Raw genomic sequence first — 25,689 nt, forward strand, 5'->3', positions numbered from 1 at the left:
GAGCACTGATGTAGCGGGTGCAGCTGCAAGGCGCACCGAGGGAAGGCGTGCTCAGGCACGTCGACCGAGGAGCAACGCAGCAGATGCGCCCGATACATCAGTGCTGGCCGTAGACGTTTTGGTAGCGGTCGTTCAGCTTATCGATGTCCGCCTGCGGGATCTCGATGATGTCGCCGAGCTGGCGGGCGGCCCACATGGTGTGGGCGACTTCCTCGGTCATGGCGGCGGCCTTGACGGCGGCTTCAGCATCCTTGCCGATGGTGAAGGGGCCGTGGTTCTGCATGAGGACGGCGGGGGACTTCGGGTACTTCTTGAGGGTTTCGACGACGCCCTTGCCGATGGCTTCGGAGCCGATGAGGCGGAACGGGCCGACCGGAACCGGGCCACCGAACTCGTCGCCCATCATGGTCAGGCCGCAGGGGATGTTCTGGCCGGTGGCGGCCCAGGCGGTGGCGTACGTCGAATGCGTGTGGACGACGCCGTAGACGTTCGGCATGTTGCGGTAGATGTAGGCGTGGGAGGCGGTGTCGGAGGACGGGGCTTCGGTGCCGTCGACGACGTTGCCGTCAAGGTCGCACACGACCATGGAGCCGGGGGTGAGGTACTCGTAGCGCACGCCGGACGGCTTGATGACCATGAGGTCGGCGGTGTGGAGGCGCTGGGAGACGTTGCCGGCGGTCCAGACGACGAGGTTCCACTTGATGAGCTGCTCGTGCAGGCGGGCGACGACTTCGCGGACCTGCTTGACTTCGGCGCGGACTTCCGGGCCGTAATCAGCCAATGTTGCCATGGCGGATATTCCTTTCGATGTTGTGTGAGAAGGGTTGAGGGGTTACTTGCTTTCGAGGTCGATGGCGCGGATGGCGGTCTTCTCGATGTCGAGGCCGCGCTGGAAGCGGGCGAAGAAGTCCTCGAAGCCTTCGACGTCCTTGGGGTCGGGGTCTTCGGTGGTGGACTCGGCGTCCTTGAAGACGCGCTGGTCGAGGTAGTCGGCGAGCGGCCACGGGGTGTGCCACAGGTAGTCGGCGAGGACGGCCATGCCCCAGGCTCCGCCTTCGGCGGCGGTGGCCATGACCTTGATCGGGGTGTCGAAGGCGGCGGCGAGGATCTTCTGCGCGACCTTCGGGGTGGTGAAGATGCCGCCGTGGCCGACGAGCGAGTCGATCTTGACCTCTTCGTCCTTGGTCATGACGTCCATGCCGATCTTGACGGGGCTGAACGCGGAGAACAGCTGGGCGCGCATGAAGTTGGCGAGGTTCATGTTGGACTCCGGGCCGCGGGCGAAGACCGGGCGGCCTTCCTCGAGGCCGGCGAGGAACTCACCGGTGCGGAACGGGTAATTGAGCAGACCGCCGCAGTTGGCGTCGGCGTCGTCGCTGATGGCGGCGCGGAACAGGGTGCCGAAGAGGGCGCCGGTGCTCACGGGCTGGCCGATGGCCTTGGCGAATTCGCCGAAGAGGCCGACCCAGCCGTTGAGGTCGGAGGTGAAGTTGTTGGCGTGGCTCATGCCGGCGAGGTCGCCGGCCGGGGTGGTGACCAGGTCGACTTCGGGGTGCAGGCGGGCGAGCTTGTGCTCGAGGACGACCATGGCGAAGATGGAGGTTCCGGCGGAGACGTTGCCGGTGCGCACGCGCACGGAGTTGGTGGCGACCATGCCGGTGCCGGCGTCGCCTTCAGGCGGGGCGAGCACGATGCCGGGCTTGAGGTAGCCGTCGACGTCGAGCAGCTTGGCGCCTTCCTCGGTCAGTTCGCCGGCCGGGGTGCCTGCGACGAGCGGGGTGGGCAGCAGGTCTTCGATCTTCCAGGGCTGGGCCTGGATTTCGGGCAGGTCGTCGAACTTGCGGATGAATTCGGCCTCGTAGGTCTTGGTGGTCGGGTCGATCGGGAACATGCCGGAGGCGTCGCCGATGCCGTCGACCTTCTTGCCGGTGAGCTTCCAGTGGACGTAGCCGGCGAGCGTGGTGATGAAGTTGACCTTGCTCACGTGCTCTTCCTTGTTGAGCACGGCCTGGTACAGGTGGGCGACGGACCAGCGCTCGGGGATGTTGTACTGGAACAGGTCGGAGAGCTTGAGGTGCGCCTCGTGCGTGTTGGTGTTCTGCCAGGTGCGGAACGGGACGAGCAGGTTGTCGTCCTTGTCGAAGGCGAGGTAGCCGTGCATCATCGCGGAGAAGCCGATGTGGCCGATGCGGGTGAGCCGCTCGCCGTAGGCGTTGTACACGTCGTTGGACATCTTCGCGTAGGCGACCTGCAGACCGTGCCACACTTCGTCGAGCGGGTAGCTCCACAGTCCGTCGACCAGATGGCTGGCCCACTGGTAGTCGCCGGATGCGATGGTGCGGTATTCATCGTCGATCAGCACCGCCTTGATGCGGGTGGAGCCGAACTCGACACCGAGGGACGTGCGTCCGCCGCGAATCTTCTCCGCAAACTCCTGAGGGGAAACCTCTTCACTGTTGGCCATGATGACCTTTACTCCTTAGCCTTGTATAGTGCCTTGCCACTACTGCCTAGCTCTTGCCTGTGCACGCTCACTATCGGCGGGTAAACCATGATTCCCACGGCTTTCACAGTCTTACAGGGCCTTTTAGCCCCGCAACCTCCTCGTCTATTTGTGAGCGTTCACAGTCATCTCCATAAGCATACATCATGGCTGGACGAAACGCACCGGCGCGTCACGAAAAATCTCCGAGAGAAAACGGGACATCCCCCGCTCAAGGCACCCACGAGGCACCCAACCCCGAGATGTGGGTGTTTCATTTCGCCGATATCGGCATCACGACATCGCAAAACGGCTTGATTCCGCCGATTCTGAAATCAGTCACGGATGAAATCGCAAAACGAAACACCCACATCTCGAAAAACACCGTTTCACGACGTCATTTCGCAGCGTTTTTTCGCATCATCGCAACGTCACGACGCCGCATTGCCGCACCACGCCGCATCCGACAGACGGACCTCCCTGTCCGACCCACCGAACGGCCGCGGTCGCACCCGGCCACCCCCCAAAACGAAAGTGGCCCCGTTCCATACGGAGCAGGGCCACTCAACCAACGATCGTCACCGCCCGGATGCGGGTCCCAGCGACTTACGGCGGATGACCTTCGCGGGCACCAGCCCCACGCCGTGCGCGGTGACCGGCAGCGATACCTCGTCGCTCTCCCCCAGCAGATGCAGCACCTGCCGCATCACCGCCGTGCCGAGCGCCTCGAAATCAGGCTGGACCGTGGTCAGCGGCGGGATGACGCTGTCCATGCCGGGCATGTCGTCATAGCCGACGAGGCTGATGTCGCGCGGGATGTTCACGCCGTGCTCGTAGCAGGCGCGGGCCACGCCGAGCGCCTGATTGTCATTCGCGGCGACGACGGCGGTGGGCAGTTCGCCGCCCTGGCTGCCGATCGCGTCGAGGATGTGGTTCATGCGGCCGTAAGCCTCGGACGCGTCCCACGTGGAGCAGCGGACCGTGACGGAGCTGATCGACTTGGCTCGGGTGAGCGACACCCAGGCGTCGAGACGGGTGCGGGCGTCGCGCCATTCCTGCGGACCGGCGAAATACAGCGTGCGGCGGTGCCCGTACTCGGCGAGCAGGTTCACGATGTCGGACATGGCGCCCCACTGGTCGATGCCGACGATGCGGGTGCGGCCGCGGTCGCCGGGGTGGATGAGCCGCAGCCCCTCGTTGACGCTCAGCTCGCCGTGCGTGGACGTGGCGATCACGCGCGGCTGCGAGATGCGCGTATAGCAGGAGTCCTCGAACATGACGTCGGTCGGCGTGAGCATGATGAACGCGTCGACGTTCTGCTCGTTGAATGTGCCGCACAGGTTCTCGAACTCGGACTGCGAGCACAGCGCCTCATGCACCATCATGACCGACAGGAACAGGCCGTGGTGACGGGCCACCGATTCAATGGACGAAATCGTGGAGAGCGGGCCGTAGAACTTCATGCCGCCGGCAATCAGGCCGATGGTGCGCGAACGGCGGGAGGCAAGAGCACGCGCCGAATTGCTGGGGCGGTAGCCCAGCGTTGCGATGGCCTGCTGCACCTTCTCGCGGGTCGCGTCGGAGACGTCCGGGGAATTGTTGATCACCCTGGATACCGTCTGGTGGCTGACTCCGGCCAGCTTGGCGACGTCGAACATTGACGGACGCTTATGGACACTCTGCTTGGCTGTCATGCTGCCAAAACCTCCCACTGCATAACAACAAGACAATGTCTTAGTGTACCGGAAATCGGCGGACGACACACGTGAGCGTTCACATTGTTGAAATCTGCGGGGATGGCGACATCCACCCATACGCGTCCCGCGCCCGTCACCTCACACGAGATGCCACGTGCGCCGGTGCAGCGGGGTCACGCCATGCTCGGCGATGGCCCGGCGATGTGCCGCCGAGCCGTACCCCTTGTTGCGTTCCCACTCATAGGGCGCGTACGCGGGGTCGGCGGTGGCCAGCTCGACCATGAGCCGGTCACGGGTGACCTTGGCGATCACCGCCGCGCAGGAGACCGTCGCGCAGTGGCGGTCGCCCTTGACCCGGCAGATGACGTGCGCCGGGACCGGAACGTCCGGCGCGTCGAACGTGTCGAGCGCCTTGGTGATGTAATCGTTCGGACCGTCCAATATGGCGCCGACACGGCAGCCGGCTCCCCGGTCGACGCCGAGCCGGCGTTCCGCTTCGGCCAGCGCACGCAGCGCGGCGATGCCGAGCGCATGGCTGATGCCCCACTCGTCGATCTCGTCGTTGCTCGCCTGACCGACCGCGTAGGCGGCGCACCAGCGTTGAAGATCATCGACGATGGCCTCGCGACGATGCTCGGTGAGCAGCTTGGAGTCAGCCACGCCATCCGGCACGGCCAGCGCGTCGAGGTCGCGAGCGCGGACTGCGGCGGCGCCGACCATGACCGGACCGGCGAGCGCCCCGCGGCCCACCTCGTCGAAGCCGACGATGACGTCGTAGCCCTGCGCCGCCAGCGCACGCTCCTCATCCAGCGTGGGATGCTCCATGCTCGCTCCTCTCCCTGTCTCTCTCACTCATCAGTCACGATTTATCACAGCGGGTACCTGCACGTTGTGACGCAAGGGCGAAACCCAATGATTTCAACGGTTATTCAGCGGCGTCACAGCGTGCAGGTACCCGCTGTGACGGAATGGGACGGGACGAACGCTGGGCGAACGCGGAGGACAGGACGAACGCGCCGGTTGGCGGGACGCGAGCCGCGCGTCACTCGCCGAAGGCGGTGGCCGAACGGTCGGGCACGTTGCGGAACACGTCGTGATGCGAGTCGAGCAGGCCGATCCGGTTGAGCGGCCAGAACCGCACGAGTCCCACGCCGACCACCTTGCTGATCGGCACGAGACCGTGGTCGCCGTCGTCGGGATGGTACCGTGAGTCGGCGGAGCGCGGCCGGTTGTCGCCCATGACGAAGATGTGGCCGGCCGTCACCTTCACCTTGAACGGGATGAGGCTGGGGTCGACGCCGGGGCGGATGTACGGCGTCTCGTCGATCGCCACGCCGTTGACTTTCACCGGCTCGCCGGCGCCCGCGCATTCGACCGTGTCGCCGGGCAGTCCGATGAGCCGCTTGATGAGATAGTCGTCGCCGCTGCTGCTGGACTCGGCCGACAGCCAGTTTGCCGGATCATGGAACACGACGATGTCGCCGCGCTGGAGGTCGAAGTATTTCGGCGTGAGTTTCGAGGTGATGACCTTGTCGCCGATTTCGATGGTGTCGCGCATCGAGCCGGACGGGATCACGTAGAAGCCGACCAGAAAGATGCGGATCAGCGCGATGACGAGGATCGGGATGCCGCACCAGATCAGCAGGTCCTTCCAGGTGAACGAATCGTCGTCACGTCCAGGCTTGCCGTTGCGGTCCGCCTTGCCGGAGCGTCGGCCGCGCGGACCGGTGGCCGGCAGGCTCACGGCGACGGCGCTGCCGTTGCCGGCGATGTCACCGGTGACGCCGCCGTCCGTCTCGTTGCCGGGGTTCACCCCGCGGTCGGCGACGGCGAAGATGTGCGCGTCGCCGCTGGATTCCGCATAGTCGCCGTCCAGACCGTCGCCGGCCGTCTTTTCGGACTCGTCAAGCCGCATTGTTCCTCCTCATGCACGCAATCTCCCCCATCATACCCGCCGCGGCTCGGCAAACCGACCATCGCCCCGGCAATCGGCCATCGTCGAACCCACGTCACCCTGCTCGGGCGAGCACAGTGACGCAACATGGCCCGCCGCATACGAAAACAGCCCGGCGACCGAAACGGTCCCGGGCTGCACGCGATGCATCACTGCCGGCTGGCCGGCAATGCGACTCAGGCCTCGGCCTGCTGCGCCTTGGCGGAGTTGTCGCGACGCTCGACGATACGAGCGGCCTTGCCGCGCAGCTTGCGCAGGTAGTACAGCTTCGCGCGACGCACGCGGCCCTTGCGCACCAGCTTGATGGAGTCGATGGACGGGGAGTGCAGCGGGAAGCGGCGCTCCACACCGGTGCCGAAGCTGATCTTGCGGACCACGAAGGTCTCGCGCAGACCGCCACCCTGACGGGCGATGACCACGCCGGTGAAGGTCTGGATACGGGAGTTGTTGCCTTCCTTGATCTTCACGTTCACGTCGACGGTGTCGCCGGGACGGAACGCCGGGATCTCCTCGGCGGGCTTCATGTGCTTGGCGTCAAAAGCGTCAATAGCGTTAACCATTGTTGTTCCTTCGGTGCTGCCGCATATCAGTCACTCATCATGGCGTCGTGCAACGGCACGGCGACCTGCCTGTCCCCTCGGGTCTGCCCTTGGGGAGCCTGCCGATCCGCCGGGAGCCGGGTTCGTGCGAACCGCCCGTCTGGACCCTGGGAAAGACCGGCTTATGCGGCGGCCTGTCTTTCGGCACAGCAAGTTTCAAGTTTAGTGGTTTTGATGGACATCGCCACCCGCCGTACGCACCCGGCGACACCGCAGAAAACAGCGGGCGCCGCACCTCGCGAGAAGTGCGGCGCCCGGAAATCGGCGACCGGCAGTCAGCTCAGGCGCGGCGACGCCAGAGGAGCGCGCCGACGCCGGCAACCGTCAGCAGCAGCATGACCTGCGCCACGGCATCCACGGACGCACCGGTCTTGGACAGCTGCGCCGCGGCCGCCGCACCGCCGTCGGTCTTGACGACCGGCTTGACCGGCGTGCCCGGCTGAGTCGGCGTACCCGGCGTACCCGGCGTGCCCGGCTGCTCGCCGGCCTCGCCGACCTTGACGAGCGCGTCGGACGCGGCCTTCAGCTCGGCGGCGGCCGCGTCGACCTCGCCCTGCGTGGCGGCGTCACCCTTGGCGAGCACCGCTTCGGCCTGCTTGACGGCGGTCTCGAAACGAGCCCACGAGGCGGCCGTGTAGTCGGCCTCCTTCTTGGCGGCGGCCTCGTCGACCGCGGCCTTGAGCGCGTCGCGGCTGTCCTTGGTCGCCGGCAGTTCGGCCGGGTCGGCGGCGGCGGCAAACGCGACGGTCTCGTTGACGTCGTCGTCCGCGCCCTCGTAGTCGTTCAGGCCGTTCGCCACGATGGTGGCGGTCTGAGCGCCCTCGGCGGTGAAGTCGACGTCCACGGTGGCGGTCAGTTCGTTGTCGTGCGTCTTCTTCTCGGCCTTCGCCGCGTCGGTCTTGCCGTCGACGGTGAGCGTGAGCGCGCTCACCGAGCCGGTGGCCTTCACGCGGATGGTGGCCTTGCCCTTGACGGTCGCGTCCTTGAGCGGCGTCCACGTCTTGCCGTCCTTGGAGAACTCGGCGGTGACCTCGGGCTTCGGCTGGTCCTGGGTGACGGCGGCGAGCGCGTTCACCAGACCGGCGCCACGGTATTCCTTGTTGTCGTCGGCGGCCGACGGCACGGCCAGCTGGCTGTAGTTGACGGCGGCCTGCTTCTTCATGAGCTCAAGCACCTGCGCGGGCTTGAAGTCCGGGTGGATGCCTTTGATGAGCGCGGCGACGCCGGCCGCGTGCGGCGACGCCATGGACGTGCCGCTGTAGTAGGCGTAGCTGCCGCCGTCGAGGTCGGGGTCGACGGTGGAGGCGATGTTCACGCCGGGTGCGGCCACGTCGATCTTCTTGGCGCCGTAGTTGGAGAAGCTGGCGCGTGCGTAGCTGCCGAGCTTGCCCCACGTGGTCTCGCCGACGGCGGAGACGGTGACGACGCCGGGCAGGTCGGCGGGGATGTCGACGCCCTGCTTGACGTCACGGTTGGCGATGATGGACTTGCCGTCGCCGTTGTCGTACGGCTTGCCGGTGCTGGCGTCGGCCACGTCGTCCGGGCTGCCGGAGTCGGGGGACGGATCGTCCATGTTCTGGTCGGAGTTGCCGGCGGCGGCCACGTTGGTCACGCCTTTCGACGTGGCGTAGGCGACGGCGCGGCGCACGGCCTCGTAGCCGGCGGTCTGCGTCGGGTCGGACGGCACCCAGTACTCCCACGGATCGGAGTAGTAGCTGTTGTTGGTCACGTCGATGCCGTGTTCGGCCGACCAGACGAAGCCGCAGGTGACGTATTCGGGGTACAGGAAGCCGTTGTCGTTCATGGCCTTGATGGCGGCGATCTTCACCGAGGGTGCCACGCCGTCCACGCCGATGCCGTTGGACGCGGCGGCGATGGTGCCGGCCACGTGCGTGCCGTGCGAGCTGGCGGTCGGACGCCACGGGTAGACCTTCTGGCCGTCCACTTCGACCTGCTGCTGGGATGGGACGCCGTTGACCGAGCAGTCGACGGACTTGTCGAAGTCGATCTGGCTGCTGCCGTCCTTGTTCTTGAAGTCGGCGTGACGGTAGTCGACGCCGGAGTCGATGATGCCGACGGTCACCGGGGCGAGCGGCACGTCCTTGTCGGTGACGTCCTTCGCCTTGTCGGCGCCGAGGGCGAGCACGCCCCATGCCTTGTCGGCCGTGGTGTACGGGTCGCCGGCGAGCGCCTGCTCCTTGGCGAACTGGCCGACGGTCTTCGGCTTGCGCAGCGCGTAGGTGCTCGCGCCGCTCCTGGTCTTCTTGGAGCCCTTGTCGACGACGTCTTCGGAGCCGGTCACGTAGGCCTGGCGGGTGGCGCCCACGGAGTCGACCTTGATGCCGGCCTTGGTGGCGGCTTCGGCGTAGTCCTTGGCGAAGCTCTTCGACTTCGCCTGCACGAAGAACGTGCCAAACTGCGGGTACTGGGACAGCGCCACGCCGCCCAGCTTCTCGGCTTCGGCGACGGCAGCCTTGACCTGCGCCTCGGTGGCGCCTTCAGGCAGGTTCACCGCGTAGTTGCGCGGGTTGTCGGACGGTTCGACCGGCGAGTAGACCGGCGTCGCGTCGGCCGCGTACGCCGCGGAGCCGACCGCGCCGATGGCGATGCACGACGCGGCCATGGCGACCGCGGCGAAGCCCGCCGTAAGTTTTCTGGTGAATGCAGAATGCTGCATGAACTTCCTCCTCTTGTTCCCCGTTGACATCATGGCTTGCGCGGCGTGATGCGGCAAGGCATGGTGCTCCGGATGCGCTCAGGGTACAGCCGGACCGTGTTACGGCGATGTGAGCGTCCACGTATCGAACGTGCGGGGGTGCGGAGATACGACCGTCAAGGGCTGCGACGTACCCAGCGTCACTCTGCTCGGGCGTGCACGGTGACGCGTTGCCGAAACCCCTTGCAAACACTGGGCTTTCGCACACGTGTCACCGTGCACGCCCGGGCAGAGTGACGCGACGATGCCGGTTACACACGCAATGAGACAGTCTCTGGGGCGACAAGGCGAGGTGACAGGACGGGAGCGGCGGCAGGCGCATGGTTGCCGGCGTGCGATGTTCGCCGTCGCTCTCGCCGTACCGTCACGTTCGTTACTCACCCACGTTCGCCGCGCAGTTACTCACTGTGCGGCGTGGCGCGGCTCGATGTCGGGGTATCGCCGACGCAGCCACACGCCGGCGCCGAGCAGCAGCGCCGCGAGCACGCCGCCGACGACTACGATCCCCTGCCCGAGCGCAAGCCGCCGGTCCTGTTGGGATTGCGCGGCGGGCGCGGCACGGTCCGGCACACGCACGCCGGAGACGAGCAGCCGATGCGTGTTCAGCCGGTAGGGCGTGCAGGTCATCAGCGTGACGCGGTCCTCGCCGCGCACGATCTTCAGCAGCGACGTGTCGTCCGGCTCGATGACCGAGATGCGGTCGACGCGGTAGGTCAGGGTCTTGCCCATGACGTCGATGTAAAAATAGTCGCCTTCATGCATTTCGTCGAGCCTCGTGAACATGAGCGCCTCGACAAGTCCGCGATGCCCGGTGAGCACGGCGTGTGTGGACTTGCCGCCCACCGGCAGCGACGTGCCGTACAGGTGGCCGGCACCGCGGGCGAGCACCTGCGCGGACGTGCCGTGGTAGATCGGCAGGTCGATCGACTGCTTGGGCACGCGCACACGGCCCATCACACCGCCGCCCGCGTCCAGCAACGACTGGTAGCGGTCATCTTTCGTGGAGACGGCGTCCTTGTAATCGACCAGGCCACCGCTCGCGGAGGCCGAGAACGGGTCGACCGGCTCGCCGAGCACCGGCTGGCCGTCGGCCGCGAGCGCCGCGTTGTACCGTCGCGCGGCGGCGAGCGCGTCACGGCGGCGGTCAGGAACCCAGCTGCGCACCTCGCGTTCGGTCTCGGCGGCGGTGCGCGAGGCGACGGCCGACGAACGCCACTGCAGGACGGCCGGTATGGCGGACGCGACAATGGCGACGACGATGCACAGTGCGGCGATGATGCGGATGATGAGGGCGCGGCGACGGTCGCGACGCTGACCGGCGGCGATGTCGGTCAGGTCGAGGAGGGATGCGAAAGGGACGGACGCGGGAGTGTGGGCGTGGACGCGGACGTTGCCGGCAGCAGAGACGGATGGGATGGGAATCGGCTCGCCGGGCAGGACGTCGGATAGGGCGTCGGACGACATGGAAGATGGGTCCGGGTCGTGGACGGAAGCAGACGCAGGAGCTGGAGCGGACGCGGAGCCGGCGCTGGATGCAGGATCGTCAGGCTCACGGCCGGAGTTCTTCGGGGAGGACGGACCGGGGACACCCATCGGATGCTGCAAGGCTGTCTCCTTCCCGTTGCGCCTTCAATCTTTGCCAGTATCTTACCTACATAAGGGCAGACTCCCGGTTTTCTCCCATCCAGTACATCCCGAACGGGAGAAAGACGGGAGTCCAACAGTTCTACTCCCGAATTCCTCCCATATCGACACCGCCCAATGGGAGAAAGACGGGAGTACATCATCACAACTCCCGGACTCCTCCCATCCGGAACATCCCGAATGGGAGAAAACCGGGAGTCCATCATCACAAACTCCCGGACTTCTCCCATCCACCACATCCCGAATGGGAGAAAACCGGGAGTAGGCGGCTGGCTGCCGCGTCCGTCCGTATGTCAGCAGACGGACGCAGCGGCCGGACGGACCGTCAATCCGTCAGGCGCGCACCCGACGGCGGGCGCGACGAGAGCCGCCCACCTTGAACAGCGCGACGCCGACGATGCCGAACACGACGGTCGCCGCCGCGAACAGCATGGTGCCGGTGCCGCCGGTAAGCGGCAGCTCGGCGATGTTCTTGACGTTGAGCACCTGCGCGAACACGGCCGGATCGGCAGTGCCGCCGTTGGTGATCTCACCCTTCTTGTTGCGCAGCGTCACCAGGTTGTACGAGTCAAGGTACTTGTCGCGCACGATGGACGGCGAACCGTTCGCGTCGAACGAGACGTAGAAGCCGGCGCGGTACTGCTGCGCGTAGCCTTCGGCCGCCTTGGACTCCATGACCGTGTACCGGCCGCCCGAGGCGAGACCCCAGATGAACAGGGCGCCGCCCGCGTTGGACGGCATGTCGGTGAAGACGTTCACATTGTCGACGGTGGCGTTCTGGTCGGCGGCGCGCACCCACGTGCCGTTGGCGCTGCCCTTCTCGAACTTGATGAGCTGGCCGCCGTTGTCCCAGTCGCGCACGGTGAACGTGGCGCCCTTGATGCCGGCCGCACGCGAGTCGACCTTCTTGATGGAGAACCAGCCGAAGCTGACCTTGGTGGTGGCCGGCTGGGACGGGGCGCTGTCGGCGTAGGTGGCGGTGGCGCTGTTGGTGACCTGCTGGTTCGGCGCGGCCTTGGTGGCGGTGGCCTGGTACAGCAGGACGAGGGTTTTGCCGTCGTTGCCGGTCACGTCGTTGACGGTGACCTTGGTGAGGGTGCCGTCGGCGGTCGCGGTCGGACCGGTCAGCGTGTAGTCGGTACCTGCGGTGAGCAGCGTGTCGCCGTCGTTGTAGCGGTCGTCGGTGTCGTTGTCGTAGAAGACCTTGATGCTGCCGGCGTTGACGTCAAGACCGGCGGAGGCGTTGTCGGTGAACGTGAACGCGGCGGTCTGGCCTGCCGTGGTGGTCGGGATCACGCTGGAGACGACATACGTGAGCGTGTCGCCGATGTTGGCGGTGCTCGCGGTGCCGGTTGCCTTGCGGTAGGTGGTGCCGCGGTAGACGCGCTTGGCGACGGTGGGCGCGGCGGCCGGGGGCTCGGGCTTGACGTCGACGACTCCGAGCTGCTGTTCGGTGGCCGGCGAGTTGGCGGTGTTGACGAGCGTCGTGTAGACGTTGCCGGCCGCGTCGGTCAGCGCTGTGCCGACCAGCAGGTTCGTGCCGTGCGAGTCGGTGACGAAGTACCAGCCCTGATCTGGCACGGTGGTCGCCTCGCCGACGGTGAGCGTGGTGCCGGTGACTGCCGGCTCGTCGGAGCCGAGCTTGGTGGGCACGGACAGGTTGTCGACGAACGCGCGCAGCTTGGCGGCGTCGGTCGTGGTGTTGAGGTTCGCGAGCGCGTACAGGTTGCTCTTGCTGCCGGTGGTGTCGATGCCGGCGGCCTTGATGGCGGCGCTGATCTTCGCGTCCCACTGGCTGCCGTCGACCGGGTTGAGGCCGACGGAGGTGAGCTTGTTGTCGGCGACGACCGGGTCGGTGTAGGCGGCGATCCGGTAGGCGGTGTATGTGCTGCGGGACGTGTCCGCGCCTTCGGGCTTGTTGAGCGTGATGGTGGATGGCGTGGCGTCGGCGGGCATGTCGACGGCGTCGGCGTTGGCCGTGGTGGCGCCGAACGCCATGCCCGTGGCGAGCGTGGCGACGGCGGCGATGCCGGCCAGGATCTTCTTCAGCTTCATGGATGCTCCTTCTTGGTCTTGGACGGCGAGGCGCCGTCCAAGGTTGCGCGACGGGACTGGCTGCGTTGCCGCGGCGGGAGGAATCTGGGCTCCCTGCGGCGACACCGCCGGTTCTTGTCACTGGGTAGCGCGGTATGTTTGCGTTACCATACGGGATATCAGTATAGTCTCGGAAGATGGATAATGTAAGCGCTTAATCATGTGGCGTTTCGATGGGTGGCCCATCGGGCAGGGCGACGGCTGTTGCCGCTCATCGGCGGCAACAGCGAGTGCCTTGGCTGGCGTTTTTGGTCAACGCGGCGCCACATTCGCGGGAGATGGCCAACGCATCGGTCCGCAGCGTCCGTTTCCAACCAACATCGGCCACCATGTTCTCGGACAACGACCGGCCCAGCGGCCCACAGCGGGCGTTCCCGACCGGGATCGGGATCTGCAGGATGTGCTCGCCCCGCGGCTCATCGGCCCACAGCGGACGTTCCCGACCAGCACGGTCGTTATTCTCGCGGAAAACACCCGCAAACAGCGATATCAGCGGCCATTCCCAACCAGCACCAACATCATGCTCACGGGAAACGACCGGCCCAGCGGCCCACAGCGGGCTTTCCCGACCAACATCGGCAGACTGGCAGTAACAAACACCCTCAAACAGCCATATCAGCGGCCGTTTCCAACCAGCACCATGTTCTCGGGAAACGACCCGCCCATGGGTGTGTAAATGGGTGTGTAAAGGTGCGCGTGGGGTACTGCCGCCAAGGGCTGTGACGCACCCAGCGTCACTCTGCTCACCCGGGCACGGTGACGCGTTGCCGAAACCCCTTGCAAAAACTGGGCTTTCGCACACGTGTCACCGTGCACGCCCGAGCAGAGTGACGCGAAGATGCCGGTTACGCACGCAACGAGACAGTCCCCTCGGAGGGGTTGGTTCGAATACGTTCCGTTGTGAAATCCTGACCGACCGTGCTCGGATGAGCCGTTACGAGTACGGTCCGTTGAGAATTCCTAACGAACCGTACTCGAAGGGGGCAGTTTGAGTACGTTCCGTTGTGAGAATATGACCGACCGTGCTCGAAAGGGTGTTCGCCCGCAACCACGTGCAGGCCAGCACGTCTATCGGCCCGCGGCACCCACCGGCATCGCCATGCGGCAGCCGCTTCACAGGCGCGCACGCACCAATCAGACGCCTCGCATGTAATATCTTTGCTCCCCCACATCCCCGTGGCGAAAAGATCAGAATCCAGCCGACAATCAGGCGAGCCGAACGCGACACGCCGAGAACGACTGCACGGTCGAACGATACGTGTTGCGTGATTGGCGGTTTATCGCGGTTTCCACCAACCGCATCGTTCGATCATGCCACCATTCCGGGCGTGTCGGCAACGCTGGGAAACGGCAATAATCCCGCGACATTCCCTATTCTTAGGTACCTTTAGGTCCTCGACGACCGCGACAGCGAACATCGTCGCCCCCATTTTCAGGCCAACAAACGCCACTGCCCAGCGGCACACCACCTAAGAATACGGAATACCGCCCATGCCAAGCCAACGCCCAGACCACGCTCAACATCAGGTTCAACATCACTCGTCGCGCGGCTCCATGTAGCCGTCCCATCACCAAGGAACCAACCCCGGCGCCCACACGCACGCTCATCAGGGCATGGCCGAGCGGCGCCGGAGGAGGCCGGGGTCGCACCACATACGCTCACGCACGTGCGGCCATCAGCCGGGCGACGGCCGCACGAATCGCCGGCTCGGCGGCGGCCGGATCGTCGATATCCGCCACCGACCGCTCAATCGGACACATGCCGGTACGCGCCCTGTTCTCGATGACCGGAACCAGCGAACCATACGACGCCCCGATGCCGTTCGCCTGCAACGCCGACAATCCGGCCTCGCTCATCACCGCAGACCAGACGGACCTCACGCCGAGCCTCACGTACAGCAACGCCGCCCCTTTGCCGACCACGCGATCGGCTGCGGCGAACCCGTCCAGCCGGCGTCCTTCGGCAAGCCAGACCAGCAGCGGCCGTACGCCCCGCCCGGTCCCGGTCAGCGTCTCGCCGCCGCGGCAGGCCACGCAGCCGAGCGCGTCGTCGGCAAGCAGCTTCGCCCTCGCGCAGGTCAGATCGTCGTCACATCTCGCATTCGCCATCGACTTACCTCACAATCCCTCGTCACGTCACGCCTCACCTCGTCGGCACCTCACCTCGGCGACGCATCCCGGCACCCAAACATCAAGGTGTGCGTCACCCTGCTCGCCCGAGCGGAGTGACGCACACTCGAAAACCCTTGCAAATACTGGAGTTTCACACCTGTGTCACTGTGCAAGGGCGAGCAGAGTGACACACTGCCGCAATCAGAACGACCAGAACCGGCACCCAGCGTCGGGCGCGTTCAGCGGCGACGGTCGACGGCGAACATGATCGCCGGAACCGCAACCCACTGCAGCACAAGGCCGGGCAGTCCGGCGACGACGGCGGTCCACACGCTCGCGACCGTCATCGTCGTGTTGCCGAGCAGCGAGACGGCAACGACGATGGCGACCACGTCAACGAGACGCCCCGCGACCTGCGCGCCGACCAGCCGAATCAGCCAGCCGAGCACGGACGGCACCGCGGCAGGCATCCGCACACCGCGCAGGAGGCCGGCGAACAGGCCGTACGCCGCCAGCTCGATCACCATGAACGGCACCAGCGCGGCCATCGGCATGCCGGTGAGCGCGAAGCTGACGACCGGCGCGAGCGCACCCGTGGCGACGCCGGCGAACGGACCTGCGAGCAGACCGACGAGCAGCACCGGCAAGTGCATGGGCAGCAGCGTCTGGCCGAGCATCGGTCCGGCGCCGACAGCCGCGCCGACGACGTGGAAGATCTGCGGCAGCACGACCGCGGCGACGACGGCGAGCGCCGCGGCGACGGTCTGGTACGTCACGGACGGCAGCGTGCGTGCGACGGATTCGGATGAAGTGTTGGATGATTGCATGGTTGTTCTTCTTTCTTGCGAGAGTGCGGCGCGGCGAGCGTGGGTCACGACGCGCGCGATGCGACGTGCGCGCGGCAGGCGGCAGGTTCAGCGCTTGTCGAGGTCGATGAGCTGGTATTCGCGGCTGCCGAGACCCATTTCGACGGCGTGCTCGATGATGTGGATGCCGTGACGGGATTCGATGCGCTCGATGAGCGAGTCGTTGTGGTCCTTGGAGACGTAGACCATGTCGACGCACGCCTGGTCGACAGCCACGGGGTCGAGCGAGGCGGCGATGCCGATGTCGGCCATTTCGGGGGCGGCCGGGTGCCAGTCGCAGTCGCAGTCGACCGAGAGGTTGTTCATGACGTTGATGAACAGCATGTTGCCGTGCAGCGCGTTGAACACGGCGGTCGCGGCTTCGGCCATCGCCTCGAGGAACGCGTCCTGCTCGCCGGCGAACGGGTTGTCGAGGATCTTGTCGCCGCCCGAGTGGAGGCGGCGCTTGCCGTCGGCGGACGCCATGCCGATGGAGATGTTCTTCAGCGCGCCGCCGAAGCCGCCCATCACGTGGCCTTTGAAGTGGGAGAGCACGGCGTAGTAGTCGTAGTTGGGGAAGTGGGAGCCGACGATGTCGCCGGTGATGCGGCGGCCGCCTTCGACGGGGATGGTGATCTCGCCGTCTTCGTCCTGGATGTCGCATGGGGCGATGTCGGTGAATCCGTGCTCGCGGATGGTCTGCCAGTGGCGTTCGCTGGTATTGCGGGTGCCCGGGTATGCGGTGTTGCATTCGACGATCGTGCCGTCGAGACGCTGGACGAGATCCTTGATGAGCGACGGCTGCAGATAGTGCGTGTTGCCGCCTTCGCCGGAGCTGAGCTTGACTGCGACCTTGCCTTGCGGACGAGCTCCGAGCGCCTCGTAGACGCGCATGAGTCCTTCCGGGGAGATGTCTCGGGTGAAATAGACCTTCGCCGCCATCGGATAGTCGGTCTGATGCGTAACCACCATGTACTGCCTCCTCGCTGTTTGCCGGCTTGTGGCCGGTCCGTCGTCGGAACGCGGGATGTTAACCTTATCATGCCTAACGATACTCGCACGGCGATACGTATGGCAAGCAGTTTTGCGGCCGGATCGCGCATGGCAGTGGGAGGTTCGCGCACACAGGTAACGGACCGTACTCGTAGCGGCGATTCGGGTACGGTTTGTCATTTTTTCACAACGGAACGTACTTGTAGCGACCGTCCCGAGTACGGTCGGTCAACAATTCACGACCAAACGTACTCTAAACGGCGGTTCGAGTACGGTCCGTCATCTATTCACAACGGAACGTACCCGTAGGACCATCCCCGAGTACGGTCCGTCAGCAATTCGCAACCGACCGTACCCGTAGGACCGCCCCCGAGTACGTTTCGTCAGCAATTCACAACCGACCGTACCCGTAGCGGTTGTTAGAGTACGGTTTGTCATATTTCCACAACGGAACGTACCCGTAGGACCGTCCCGAGTACGGTCCGTCATATGGAAAAGCCGTCCGACACCCGAGGTGGGTGCCGGACGGCGTAATCAGCTGCGGTCAGCTGCGACTAGGCAACCGACGCAGCGGCGATCAGAACTCGCGGCAGTGAATGGTCGCACGACCATTCACCAGACGACACAGCCGCGGCCGCGGGAACCGCGAGTTCGGATGGAGCGCAGCGGAATCAGAACTCGCGGTTCGCGCGGTAGAACTCGATGAGGCTCTGGGTGGAGGCGTCCTGCTGGGCGAGGGCCTCGTCATCCTTGGAGATGGCCGGGGTGATCTGCTTCGCCAGCTGCTTGCCGAGCTCGACGCCCCACTGATCGTAGGAGTCGAGGCCCCACACGGTGCCCTCAACGAAGGTGATGTGCTCGTACAGGGCGATGAGCTCGCCGAGCGCGAACGGGGTCAGGGCCACGCCGAAGATCGAGGTGGTCGGACGGTTGCCGGTGAACACGCGGGCGGGGACGATCTCCTCCGGGGTGCCCTCGGCGCGAACCTCGTCGGCGGTCTTGCCGAACGCGAGCGCCTTGGTCTGCGCGAAGTAGTTGCCGAGGAACAGCTCGTGCACGTCCTGATCGCCGTCCTTGGTCGGGTTCGGCGTGTTGACGAACGCGATGAAGTCGGCCGGGATGAGCTGGGTGCCCTGGTGGATCAGCTGGTAGAAGGCGTGCTGGCCGTTGGTGCCGGGCTCGCCCCAGAAGATCTCGCCGGTCTCGGTGGTCACCGGGGTGCCGTCCCAGCGCACGGACTTGCCGTTGGACTCCATGGTCAGCTGCTGCAGGTAGGCCGGGAAGCGGTGCAGGTACTGATCGTACGGCAGCACGGCGTGCGAGGCGGCCTTGAAGAAGTTGCGGTACCAGACGTTGAGCATGCCGAGCAGCACGACGACGTTCTTCTCGAACGCGGTGTTGGCGAAGTACTCGTCGATCTCGTGGAAGCCGTGCAGGAACTCCTCGAAGCGGGCCGGGCCGAAGACGACGGCGAGCGAGGTGCCGACGGCGGAGTCGACGGAGTAGCGGCCGCCGACCCAGTTCCAGAAGCCGAACGCGTTGGTCGGGTCGATGCCGAACTCCTCGACCTTCTCCAGGTTGGTGGAGACGGCGACGAAGTGCTTCTTGATGGCTTCGGCGCGGGCGGCCTCGTCGCCGGCGGCGATGGCGCCGTTGGCTTCGAGCTCCTCGAGCAGCCAGGTGCGGGCCTCACGGGCGTTGGTCAGGGTCTCCAGCGTGGTGAAGGTCTTGGAGACGATGATGAACAGCGTGGTCTCCGGGTCGAGGCCCTTGGTCTTCTCGGCCAGGTCGTTGGGGTCGATGTTGGAGATGTAGCGGGCGGAGATGCCGGCGTCCGCGTACGGCTTGAGCGCCTCGTACACCATGACGGGGCCCAGGTCGGAACCGCCGATGCCGATGTTGACGACGGTCTCGATCTTACGGCCGGTGATGCCGGTCCACTTGCCGGAGCGCACGTCGTCGGCGAAGGCGTAGATGCGCTTGAGGGTGTCGCGCACGTCCTTGACGACATCCTGGCCGTCGACGATGTACTTGCCCTCGTCCTCTTCCGGACGGCGCAGCGCGGTGTGCAGCACGGCGCGGTCCTCGGTGTTGTTGATGTGCTCGCCGTGGTACATGGCCTTGATGCGGTCGCCCAGCTTGACCTCATCGGCGAGGAAGGCGAACAGCTTGAGGGTCTCCGGCTTGATGAGGTTCTTGGACAGATCGAAGTGCAGGTCGCCGGCGTCGAAGCTCAGCTCCTTGACGCGGTCGGGCTCTTCCGCGAACCACTTCTTGAGGCTGATGCCTTCGGACTGCAGCTCGTCGTAGTGCTTCTGCAGCGCGACCCACGCGGGGGTCTTCGTGGCGTCAATAGGAGGATTGATGGCCATTATCGGTCCTTTCATCATCACTGTCATCCCGTGACGACCCCCGCACGCCCGTGGTGTTCCGCGAAGACGCGGGAACCGTCACCTTGTGAATCGGCAACCGGCCTTCCCCTTGGGGCAGGCCCCGCCGGTTACATCAGTACTCAAGATACTCACAAAAGCGGACAGAATCAAACAAAAAATACTCAAGGTTAACGGAAAACGAACATCTCGCGAGCGCCGTAGCGCACCACGATCCAACGCGCCACGCCGACTTGCGTAAGCGAAAACGATACTGTATAGTCTTCTTCTTGTGCGCAGGTTTCACTTGCTGGACGGTACCGAAGTCCGGCAGGAAAGCCGAAAACACCGCCACTTTAGCTCAGTCGGTAGAGCGGCTCACTCGTAATGAGCAGGTCGACAGTTCGATTCTGTCAAGTGGCTCACCTCAATCCCTAGGCCTCACCGCCTAGGGTTTTGTGTATCCGGCCGCTTTTCGCGTCACGTCCCGGCGGGCGCCCACGTTCCAGCGGACCACGCAGACGTCGCACGGCAGGCCGGACTCGCGCGAGTGGCGGAATTGGTAGACGCGCAGGATTTAGGTTCCTGTGTCTTGTACGTGTGGGTTCGAGTCCCATCTCGCGCACGCTTCGTTGCCCGGACTACCGGACGGCCGCATCCGACGGACCGCCCCAAGCCGCCGGCGAACGTCTCACCCAAGCGGAAGTCAAGCGGAAGAAGGACCGCATATGATCGCGCTGCTCAAACCCGTCGCCTTTCTGCTCATCATCTTCGCCGCCTACCTGGTCAAACGCGCCGGACTGTTCCGCCCACGCGACTACCGCGTGATGCAGGTCGTCGTCTTCGACTTCACGCTGCCGGCCGCCGTGGTCGTCTCGTTCGCGACGAGTCCGCACCATCTCAGCATGCTGCTGATCTCGCTGTTCTCACTCGTGTTCGGCGCGGTGCCGGTACTGCTCCTCTACCTGACGACGCGGCGCCGGCCGGTCGCCGACCGCGCGTTCCTCATGCTCAACTGCTCCGGCTTCAACGTGGGCAACTTCTGTTTCCCCGTGATCCAGGCGTTCATGGGACCGTCCGCGCTGGTCACCGCCTCCATGTTCGACATCGGCAATTCGGTGATCGTCACCGCCGGCTCGAACGTGATGACCACGTCGCTGCTGCACATCGACATGAACCACACGCTCGCCGAACAGCATGCCGGCTCCGCGCCGACGCTGCCGTACCAGCGGCCCGCGGACCGCGACGCCAGGCGGCTGGCGAGACGCGCGAAGGCGCGGCAGATCGCGCGCGGATTCCTCACGTCGGTGCCGTTCGACGTGTACATGCTGATGATCGTGGTCATGGTGTTCGGGCTGACGATACCGTCGTTCGTGCCGACGCTGCTGCAGCCGGTCGCCGACGCGAACTCGTTCTGCTCGGTGTTCATGGTCGGCATGCTCATGGACCTGCCGCGCACGCGCAAGGATGTGCTGGACGTGGTGCAGGTGCTCGGCTGGCGGCTGCCGCTCGGCGTGGTGTTCGCCGCCTGCTGCTGGTTTCTGCTGCCGTTCGACGTTACGGTGCGCAAGGCCGCGGTGATGCTGTCGCTCGCGCCGACGGCCGTGTTCTCGACGCTGTTCACCGACCGGGTGCTCGGCAATGCGCGGCTTGCGGGGTTCACGCTGGCCACGTCGGCGATCATCGCGATTGTGCTGATGACCGGCGTGAACTTCCTGCTGTAGCGGGGTGCGGGGTGCCGGGGCGCTGGCGCGAGCGGCATGCGCCCCGGCACCGCTTAGCGCAGCAGGGCTTCGATGGCGGGCACGATGGCCTTGATCGCCTTGCCGCGGTGCGAGATCGCGTTCTTGGCGGCAGGTTCCAGCTCGGCGCTGGTCAGCTCGCCCGGCTGATCGTCGGGCACGAACAGCGGATCGTAGCCGAAGCCGTGCTCGCCGCGCGGCTCGCGGATGATGCGGCCCGGCATTTCGCCGATCTCGACGGTGTCGGTCGTCTCGCCGTCCTCGCCCGGCACCGACAGTGCGGCGGCGCAACGGAAGCGCGCGGTCCGCTTGCCATCGGGGATGTCGGCGATCTGGGCGAGCAGCAGCGCGTTGTTCGCCGCGTCGTCGCCGTGCCGTCCGGCCCAGCGCGCGGACAGGATGCCGGGCGCGTTGCCCATCACGTCCACGATGAGGCCGGAATCGTCGGCGAGCGCCGGCAGTCCGGTGAGTTTCGCGACGAAACGGGCCTTGAGCAGTGCGTTCTCCTGGAAGGTGACGCCGGTTTCCACCGGGTCGGGCAGGTTGAGACTGCCTGCGGAGACGAGTTCGATGCGGTCGGCGTCCGCGCCGAGGTCGGCGGCGAGGATGCGGCGGATTTCGACGAGCTTGCCTTCGTTGTGCGTGGCGACGACGAGTTTCATGGGTCTCCTTGCGATGGGGGTGCAGTGGGTTGGGATGTCTCAGTCCTGCGCGAGCGCGGCCTGCTGGGCGGCCTGCAGCTGCTTGTTGCCTTTTTCGGCGAGGTCGAGCAGCGTGTTCAGTTCGCTGCGGTTGAACGGACGATGCTCGGCGGTGCCCTGGATTTCGATGAACGTGCCGGAACCGGTCATCGCGACGTTCATGTCGGTCATGGCACGGCAGTCCTCCGGGTACGGCAGGTCGAGCATCGCTGTGCCGTCGATGACGCCGACGGACACCGCGGAAACGACATCCTTGAGCACGGCGTCGGCGGATGCGATGTGGCCGTTGGCCTCCGCCCAGTGCATCGCGTCGACGAGCGCCACGTACGCGCCGGTGATGGAGGCGGTGCGGGTGCCGCCGTCGGCCTGCAGCACGTCGCAGTCGATCTGCACTTGGTTCTCCCCCAGCGCCTGCATGTCGACGACGCCGCGCAGACAGCGGCCGACCAGACGGCTGATCTCGTGCGTGCGGCCGCCGACCTTGCCCTTGACGGACTCGCGGTCGGTGCGCTCCTTGGTGGCGCGCGGCAGCATCGCGTATTCGGCGGTGACCCAGCCGAGGCCGGAATCCTGACGCCAGCGCGGCACGCCTGCGGTGAACGTGGCGGTGCACATGACGCGCGTGTTGCCGCATTCGATGAGCACGGAGCCTTCGGGGACGTCGGTGAAGTGACGGGTGATGCGCACGGGGCGCAGCTGATCGACCTTGCGGCCGTCCTGACGGGTGATGGACTGGTCGCCGAGTGTATCTGTGATTTCAACCATGCCTCCAGCCTACCGCCGCGCTCGACACCTGCGGGCTGCAGGATGGAGCGGATGACGGGCCAAGCGGATGGCCGGGTGGAGCGGCGGGTCGGCGGGGTTGCTGCCAAGCCGGCCAGCGGGCTGGCCAGGCTGGCCAAGTTAACCGGGCTGACCGGCATGTCGGCGGGTCGGCGGGCGGGTCGGCGGGGTTGCTGCCGAGCCGGCCAGTGGGCTGGCCAGGCTGGCAGAGACCCGCAAGATACACAATGTGCAACTTACGGCGTACCAGCCCCGGATTGTGCACCTCAAGGTACACAATCTGAGACCGTTCTTCACGCTTTGCGCACATATTTTCCCGAAGTTGCACAATGTGCAACTTGCAGATGGGGAGAGATGGGGCGGGGAGACGGGAGAAAAGCAAAGCGAAAGGAAAATGAGACGGAAAGAAGGGACGAAACAGGAGGAAGGGACGAGACGAATCAACCGAGCAGGGGGCGTTCCGGCAGGATGCGGTCGATGAGGAACGTGACGAATCCGATGGCAAGGAATCCTAGGGCAAGCTTGCCGCAGTTCATGGCGAAGCCGGTCCAGCCGAGCGCGTTCGGGTCGATGAACGCGTACGGGTACGGGTTGCCGCCGGCCGCCGGTCCGGAATGCGGCCAGATCGCGGCGCGAATCATCACGAACGCCAGATACGCGGGGAAGTACGCCAGCCAGGAGAACATGTAATGCCAGCGGAACCGGCGATGGCCGTCGAAGAGCACGAAGTCGGCGGCCGCCATGATCGGCGCTACGCGATGCAGCCATGTGTTCGTCATCAGGCCGAGGACCTGCGGCACGTAGGCCGGGTCGTCGGGTGGCATCATGAGGAACGCGACCACGGCGGTGATGACCGCGTACACGGTGACGCACCCCTTGAGCCATGCGGGCGGCTGCACGCCGCGCAGGATGCTCGCCGCGCCGGCCCACAACATGACGAAGCCGAGCACGAACCCCGCCTGGAACGTGAAATACGTCCAGAACTGCGGCTTGTGCCATGCCTCATACGTGCCGACGAAACACATGGCCGCGATGGCCAGACGCCATAATCCCGCGAAGAATCTCATGGCATCCACTGTAGTCCCCCGCACGTAGCGTATCCCCGCCGCGCACCGCAAACCTGCCACGCGCCGTATCCCCGCCGCGCACAATGCAGGATCTCTCTCGCGCGCCGTATCCCCGCCGCGCACAATGCAAGTACGCCGTGCGCAACGCAGCCACCTCGCACGCAAAACATCCCCACACGCGACGTCCCCGCAGCTGGGCGAGTCCGCGCTCATGTCGCAGTCCTACGTCTCATGCGCAACATCCATAATCGCACCACCCTCCGCTCGGGCGAGCACAGTGACAAAATCGAGCACGTGACGATGCCGGAGCCAGCGATACCGTCACGCGGGCCGCCCGGACCACGTGACGCATGTCGTCAAAACCCAGCAACCGCAACAGCTACGACACCCACGTCACACGGACCGCCCGACCCACGTGACGATGTATGACGACGCGTGACGAATAAACTCGGTGGAGTAAGCTGGTATGCAGCGAAAAACCGGCGACCGCGGCCACGCCACAGCCGCCGCGGCCGCCGCAACAGCACAGCACAACAGCACCAAGGGGGCACCTGATGGATCATTCACCGGCGTTGATGACGGACATGTACGAGTACACGATGCTGGACGCCTGCCTGCAGGACGGCACGGCGAATCGTAAATGCGTGTTCGAAGTGTACACGCGGCACCTGCCCGCGGGACGCCGATACGGCGTGGTCGCCGGCACCGGACGCATCCTGGACGCGCTCGAGAACTTCCACCTGGACGATGAGGACCTGCGATTCCTCGCCGACCGCAAGGTGGTGAGCCGTCAGACCATCAAGTGGCTGGAAAACCTGCATTTCTCGGGGTCGATCAAGGGGTACCGCGAAGGCGAAATGTTCTTCCCGAACTCGCCGATCCTGCAGGTCGAGGGCACGTTCGGCGAGTGCACGCTGCTGGAGACGCTGGTGCTGAGCATCCTCAACTATGATTCGGCGGTCGCCTCGGCGGCCTCGCGCATGGTCTCCGCGGCGAAGGACCGTCCGTGCATGGACATGGGCGGACGCCGCACCAACGAGTGGTCGGCGGTCGCGGCGGCCCGCGCCGCGGTGATCGGCGGATTCCAGGGTACGGCGAACCTGCTGGCCGCGCAGATGTACGGGCTGAAGGCCATCGGCACGGCGGCCCACTGCTTCACGCTCGTGCACGACGACGAGCGCAGCGCGTTCGCCTCGCAGATCGCCGCACTGGGCAAGAACACGACGCTGCTGGTCGACACGTACAACATCGAAGAGGCCGTGAAGACGGCGGTCGAAGTGGCAGGGCCTGAGCTGGGCGGCGTGCGCATCGACTCCGGCGACCTTGCGTCGCTGGCGCAGCGCGTACGCAACCAGCTGGACGCGCTGGGGGCGACCAACACGCGCATCACCGTCACGAACGATCTGGACGAGTACGCGCTGGCGGCGCTGCAGAGCGCGCCCGTCGATTCGTACGGCGTGGGCACGATGCTGGTGACCGGATCGGGCGCGCCCACCTGCGCGATGGTGTACAAGCTCACCGAGCGCGAGGGCGCGGACGGCGAGATGCAGCCGGTCGCGAAGAAGTCGAAGGACAAGGCGAGCGTTCCCGGCCGCAAGCTGGCGTACCGTTCGTACGAGTATGGGCTTGCCGACGTCGAGCATGTGATCTCCGGCTCCGAGGAGCAGCTGGCGGCATACCAGCCTGCCGAGGGGTGGAAGGACCTGCTCGTGGATTATGTGGACCATGGCGAGATCGATTCGCAGTATCAGGGCCATGACGCCATCACTGCCGCGCACGAGTATCGTGCGAAGGCGTTGAGCGAGCTGCCGATCACCGCGCAGAGCCTGATGAAGGGCGAGCCGGCGATCAGCACCGATATCACCGTGCTGTAAGGGCTGCAGGAGAGTGG

19 protein-coding genes and 2 tRNA genes are annotated in these 25,689 nt (G+C 65.7%); 5 read left to right on the top strand and 16 right to left on the bottom strand.

All coding sequences use genetic code 11. The annotated features are described in order from the left end of the window. Nucleotides 1-97 precede the first annotated feature (97 nt). The 9 genes from F7D09_RS05615 to F7D09_RS05655 form a co-directional block, all read right to left on the bottom strand. On the bottom strand, nt 98-790 hold the full coding sequence (locus F7D09_RS05615; RefSeq protein ID WP_152234436.1) for an L-ribulose-5-phosphate 4-epimerase: 693 nt from the start codon (nt 788-790) through the stop codon (nt 98-100). 42 nt (nt 791-832) lie between these two features. After that, nucleotides 833-2,464 carry a xylulokinase gene (locus F7D09_RS05620; protein ID WP_152234437.1) on the bottom strand — a complete coding sequence of 544 codons (1,632 nt, stop codon included), beginning with the start codon at nt 2,462-2,464 and terminating at the stop codon, nt 833-835. A gap of 596 nt (nt 2,465-3,060) precedes the next feature. Further along, nucleotides 3,061-4,176: a LacI family DNA-binding transcriptional regulator gene (locus F7D09_RS05625; RefSeq protein ID WP_152234438.1), complete on the bottom strand. Its 1,116-nt coding sequence runs from the start codon at nt 4,174-4,176 to the stop codon at nt 3,061-3,063. Between the two features lie 141 nt (nt 4,177-4,317). Further along, on the bottom strand, nt 4,318-5,004 hold the full coding sequence (locus F7D09_RS05630; protein ID WP_152234439.1) for a ribonuclease HII: 687 nt from the start codon (nt 5,002-5,004) through the stop codon (nt 4,318-4,320). 217 nt (nt 5,005-5,221) lie between these two features. Continuing rightward, nucleotides 5,222-6,094, bottom strand: coding sequence for a signal peptidase I (gene lepB / locus F7D09_RS05635; protein ID WP_152234440.1), 873 nt, complete (start codon nt 6,092-6,094; stop codon nt 5,222-5,224). Between the two features lie 215 nt (nt 6,095-6,309). Next, on the bottom strand, nt 6,310-6,693 hold the full coding sequence (gene rplS, locus F7D09_RS05640) for a 50S ribosomal protein L19 (protein ID WP_152234441.1): 384 nt from the start codon (nt 6,691-6,693) through the stop codon (nt 6,310-6,312). Between the two features lie 319 nt (nt 6,694-7,012). Then, a complete protein-coding gene (locus F7D09_RS05645) occupies nt 7,013-9,409 on the bottom strand; it encodes a S8 family serine peptidase (RefSeq protein WP_152234442.1) in 2,397 nt (798 codons plus the stop codon). A 441-nt stretch (nt 9,410-9,850) separates the two neighbouring features. After that, nucleotides 9,851-11,053, bottom strand: coding sequence for a class C sortase (locus F7D09_RS05650; protein ID WP_152234443.1), 1,203 nt, complete (start codon nt 11,051-11,053; stop codon nt 9,851-9,853). A 372-nt stretch (nt 11,054-11,425) separates the two neighbouring features. Then, nucleotides 11,426-13,147 (bottom strand): isopeptide-forming domain-containing fimbrial protein, encoded by a 1,722-nt coding sequence (locus F7D09_RS05655; RefSeq protein ID WP_152234444.1) that lies wholly within the window; start codon nt 13,145-13,147, stop codon nt 11,426-11,428. Between the two features lie 199 nt (nt 13,148-13,346). On the opposite strand from F7D09_RS05655, the gene F7D09_RS05660 reads away from it, so the two are divergent. Further along, nucleotides 13,347-13,862, top strand: coding sequence for a hypothetical protein (locus F7D09_RS05660; RefSeq protein ID WP_152234445.1), 516 nt, complete (start codon nt 13,347-13,349; stop codon nt 13,860-13,862). A 983-nt stretch (nt 13,863-14,845) separates the two neighbouring features. Here F7D09_RS05660 and F7D09_RS05665 read toward each other — a convergent pair. The 4 genes from F7D09_RS05665 to pgi all read right to left on the bottom strand — a co-directional run bounded on the left by F7D09_RS05665 (nt 14,846) and on the right by pgi (nt 19,508). Then, entirely contained in the window at nt 14,846-15,295 is a 450-nt protein-coding gene (locus F7D09_RS05665; RefSeq protein WP_152234446.1) for a DUF1893 domain-containing protein, read from the bottom strand. A 242-nt stretch (nt 15,296-15,537) separates the two neighbouring features. Then, on the bottom strand, nt 15,538-16,125 hold the full coding sequence (locus tag F7D09_RS05670) for an ECF transporter S component (protein ID WP_152234447.1): 588 nt from the start codon (nt 16,123-16,125) through the stop codon (nt 15,538-15,540). A gap of 87 nt (nt 16,126-16,212) precedes the next feature. Next, the gene (locus F7D09_RS05675; RefSeq protein WP_152234448.1) at nt 16,213-17,115 is read right to left on the bottom strand and encodes a DUF362 domain-containing protein; all 903 of its coding nucleotides are present in this window, start codon (nt 17,113-17,115) and stop codon (nt 16,213-16,215) included. 692 nt (nt 17,116-17,807) lie between these two features. Then, nucleotides 17,808-19,508 (bottom strand): glucose-6-phosphate isomerase, encoded by a 1,701-nt coding sequence (gene pgi / locus F7D09_RS05680; RefSeq protein WP_152234449.1) that lies wholly within the window; start codon nt 19,506-19,508, stop codon nt 17,808-17,810. 347 nt (nt 19,509-19,855) lie between these two features. Between pgi and F7D09_RS05685 the strand changes: the two genes are divergently transcribed. From F7D09_RS05685 to F7D09_RS05695, 3 genes are all read left to right on the top strand, one after another. After that, nucleotides 19,856-19,928: transfer RNA gene (locus F7D09_RS05685), tRNA-Thr, on the top strand. A 121-nt stretch (nt 19,929-20,049) separates the two neighbouring features. After that, nucleotides 20,050-20,130: transfer RNA gene (locus F7D09_RS05690), tRNA-Leu, on the top strand. Between the two features lie 103 nt (nt 20,131-20,233). Continuing rightward, nucleotides 20,234-21,229 carry an AEC family transporter gene (locus F7D09_RS05695; protein ID WP_152234450.1) on the top strand — a complete coding sequence of 332 codons (996 nt, stop codon included), beginning with the start codon at nt 20,234-20,236 and terminating at the stop codon, nt 21,227-21,229. A gap of 53 nt (nt 21,230-21,282) precedes the next feature. Here the strand turns inward: F7D09_RS05695 and rdgB are convergent, their stop codons facing one another. The 3 genes from rdgB to F7D09_RS05710 form a co-directional block, all read right to left on the bottom strand. Next, entirely contained in the window at nt 21,283-21,909 is a 627-nt protein-coding gene (gene rdgB, locus F7D09_RS05700; protein ID WP_152234451.1) for an RdgB/HAM1 family non-canonical purine NTP pyrophosphatase, read from the bottom strand. A gap of 39 nt (nt 21,910-21,948) precedes the next feature. Then, nucleotides 21,949-22,713: a ribonuclease PH gene (rph, locus tag F7D09_RS05705; protein WP_152234452.1), complete on the bottom strand. Its 765-nt coding sequence runs from the start codon at nt 22,711-22,713 to the stop codon at nt 21,949-21,951. 458 nt (nt 22,714-23,171) lie between these two features. Next, a complete protein-coding gene (locus F7D09_RS05710) occupies nt 23,172-23,798 on the bottom strand; it encodes a Pr6Pr family membrane protein (protein ID WP_152234453.1) in 627 nt (208 codons plus the stop codon). A 551-nt stretch (nt 23,799-24,349) separates the two neighbouring features. Between F7D09_RS05710 and F7D09_RS05715 the strand changes: the two genes are divergently transcribed. Continuing rightward, on the top strand, nt 24,350-25,672 hold the full coding sequence (locus F7D09_RS05715) for a nicotinate phosphoribosyltransferase (protein WP_152234454.1): 1,323 nt from the start codon (nt 24,350-24,352) through the stop codon (nt 25,670-25,672). Nucleotides 25,673-25,689: the final 17 nt, after the last annotated feature.

Origin of the sequence: Bifidobacterium leontopitheci (assembly GCF_009193355.1) — a bacterium.
Lineage (GTDB): Bacteria > Actinomycetota > Actinomycetes > Actinomycetales > Bifidobacteriaceae > Bifidobacterium > Bifidobacterium leontopitheci.

What these genes read in the sequence shown, in the direction of transcription:
- F7D09_RS05615 (WP_152234436.1), bottom strand. Translation starts at nt 790, where the DNA reads ATGGCAACATTGGCTGATTACGGCCCGGAAGTCCGCGCCGAAGTCAAG.
- F7D09_RS05620 (WP_152234437.1), bottom strand. Translation starts at nt 2,464, where the DNA reads ATGGCCAACAGTGAAGAGGTTTCCCCTCAGGAGTTTGCGGAGAAGATT.
- F7D09_RS05625 (WP_152234438.1), bottom strand. Translation starts at nt 4,176, where the DNA reads ATGACAGCCAAGCAGAGTGTCCATAAGCGTCCGTCAATGTTCGACGTC.
- F7D09_RS05630 (WP_152234439.1), bottom strand. Translation starts at nt 5,004, where the DNA reads ATGGAGCATCCCACGCTGGATGAGGAGCGTGCGCTGGCGGCGCAGGGC.
- lepB (WP_152234440.1), bottom strand. Translation starts at nt 6,094, where the DNA reads ATGCGGCTTGACGAGTCCGAAAAGACGGCCGGCGACGGTCTGGACGGC.
- rplS (WP_152234441.1), bottom strand. Translation starts at nt 6,693, where the DNA reads ATGGTTAACGCTATTGACGCTTTTGACGCCAAGCACATGAAGCCCGCC.
- F7D09_RS05645 (WP_152234442.1), bottom strand. Translation starts at nt 9,409, where the DNA reads ATGCAGCATTCTGCATTCACCAGAAAACTTACGGCGGGCTTCGCCGCG.
- F7D09_RS05655 (WP_152234444.1), bottom strand. Translation starts at nt 13,147, where the DNA reads ATGAAGCTGAAGAAGATCCTGGCCGGCATCGCCGCCGTCGCCACGCTC.
- F7D09_RS05660 (WP_152234445.1), top strand. Translation starts at nt 13,347, where the DNA reads ATGTGGCGTTTCGATGGGTGGCCCATCGGGCAGGGCGACGGCTGTTGC.
- F7D09_RS05665 (WP_152234446.1), bottom strand. Translation starts at nt 15,295, where the DNA reads ATGGCGAATGCGAGATGTGACGACGATCTGACCTGCGCGAGGGCGAAG.
- F7D09_RS05670 (WP_152234447.1), bottom strand. Translation starts at nt 16,125, where the DNA reads ATGCAATCATCCAACACTTCATCCGAATCCGTCGCACGCACGCTGCCG.
- F7D09_RS05675 (WP_152234448.1), bottom strand. Translation starts at nt 17,115, where the DNA reads ATGGTGGTTACGCATCAGACCGACTATCCGATGGCGGCGAAGGTCTAT.
- pgi (WP_152234449.1), bottom strand. Translation starts at nt 19,508, where the DNA reads ATGGCCATCAATCCTCCTATTGACGCCACGAAGACCCCCGCGTGGGTC.
- F7D09_RS05695 (WP_152234450.1), top strand. Translation starts at nt 20,234, where the DNA reads ATGATCGCGCTGCTCAAACCCGTCGCCTTTCTGCTCATCATCTTCGCC.
- rdgB (WP_152234451.1), bottom strand. Translation starts at nt 21,909, where the DNA reads ATGAAACTCGTCGTCGCCACGCACAACGAAGGCAAGCTCGTCGAAATC.
- rph (WP_152234452.1), bottom strand. Translation starts at nt 22,713, where the DNA reads ATGGTTGAAATCACAGATACACTCGGCGACCAGTCCATCACCCGTCAG.
- F7D09_RS05710 (WP_152234453.1), bottom strand. Translation starts at nt 23,798, where the DNA reads ATGAGATTCTTCGCGGGATTATGGCGTCTGGCCATCGCGGCCATGTGT.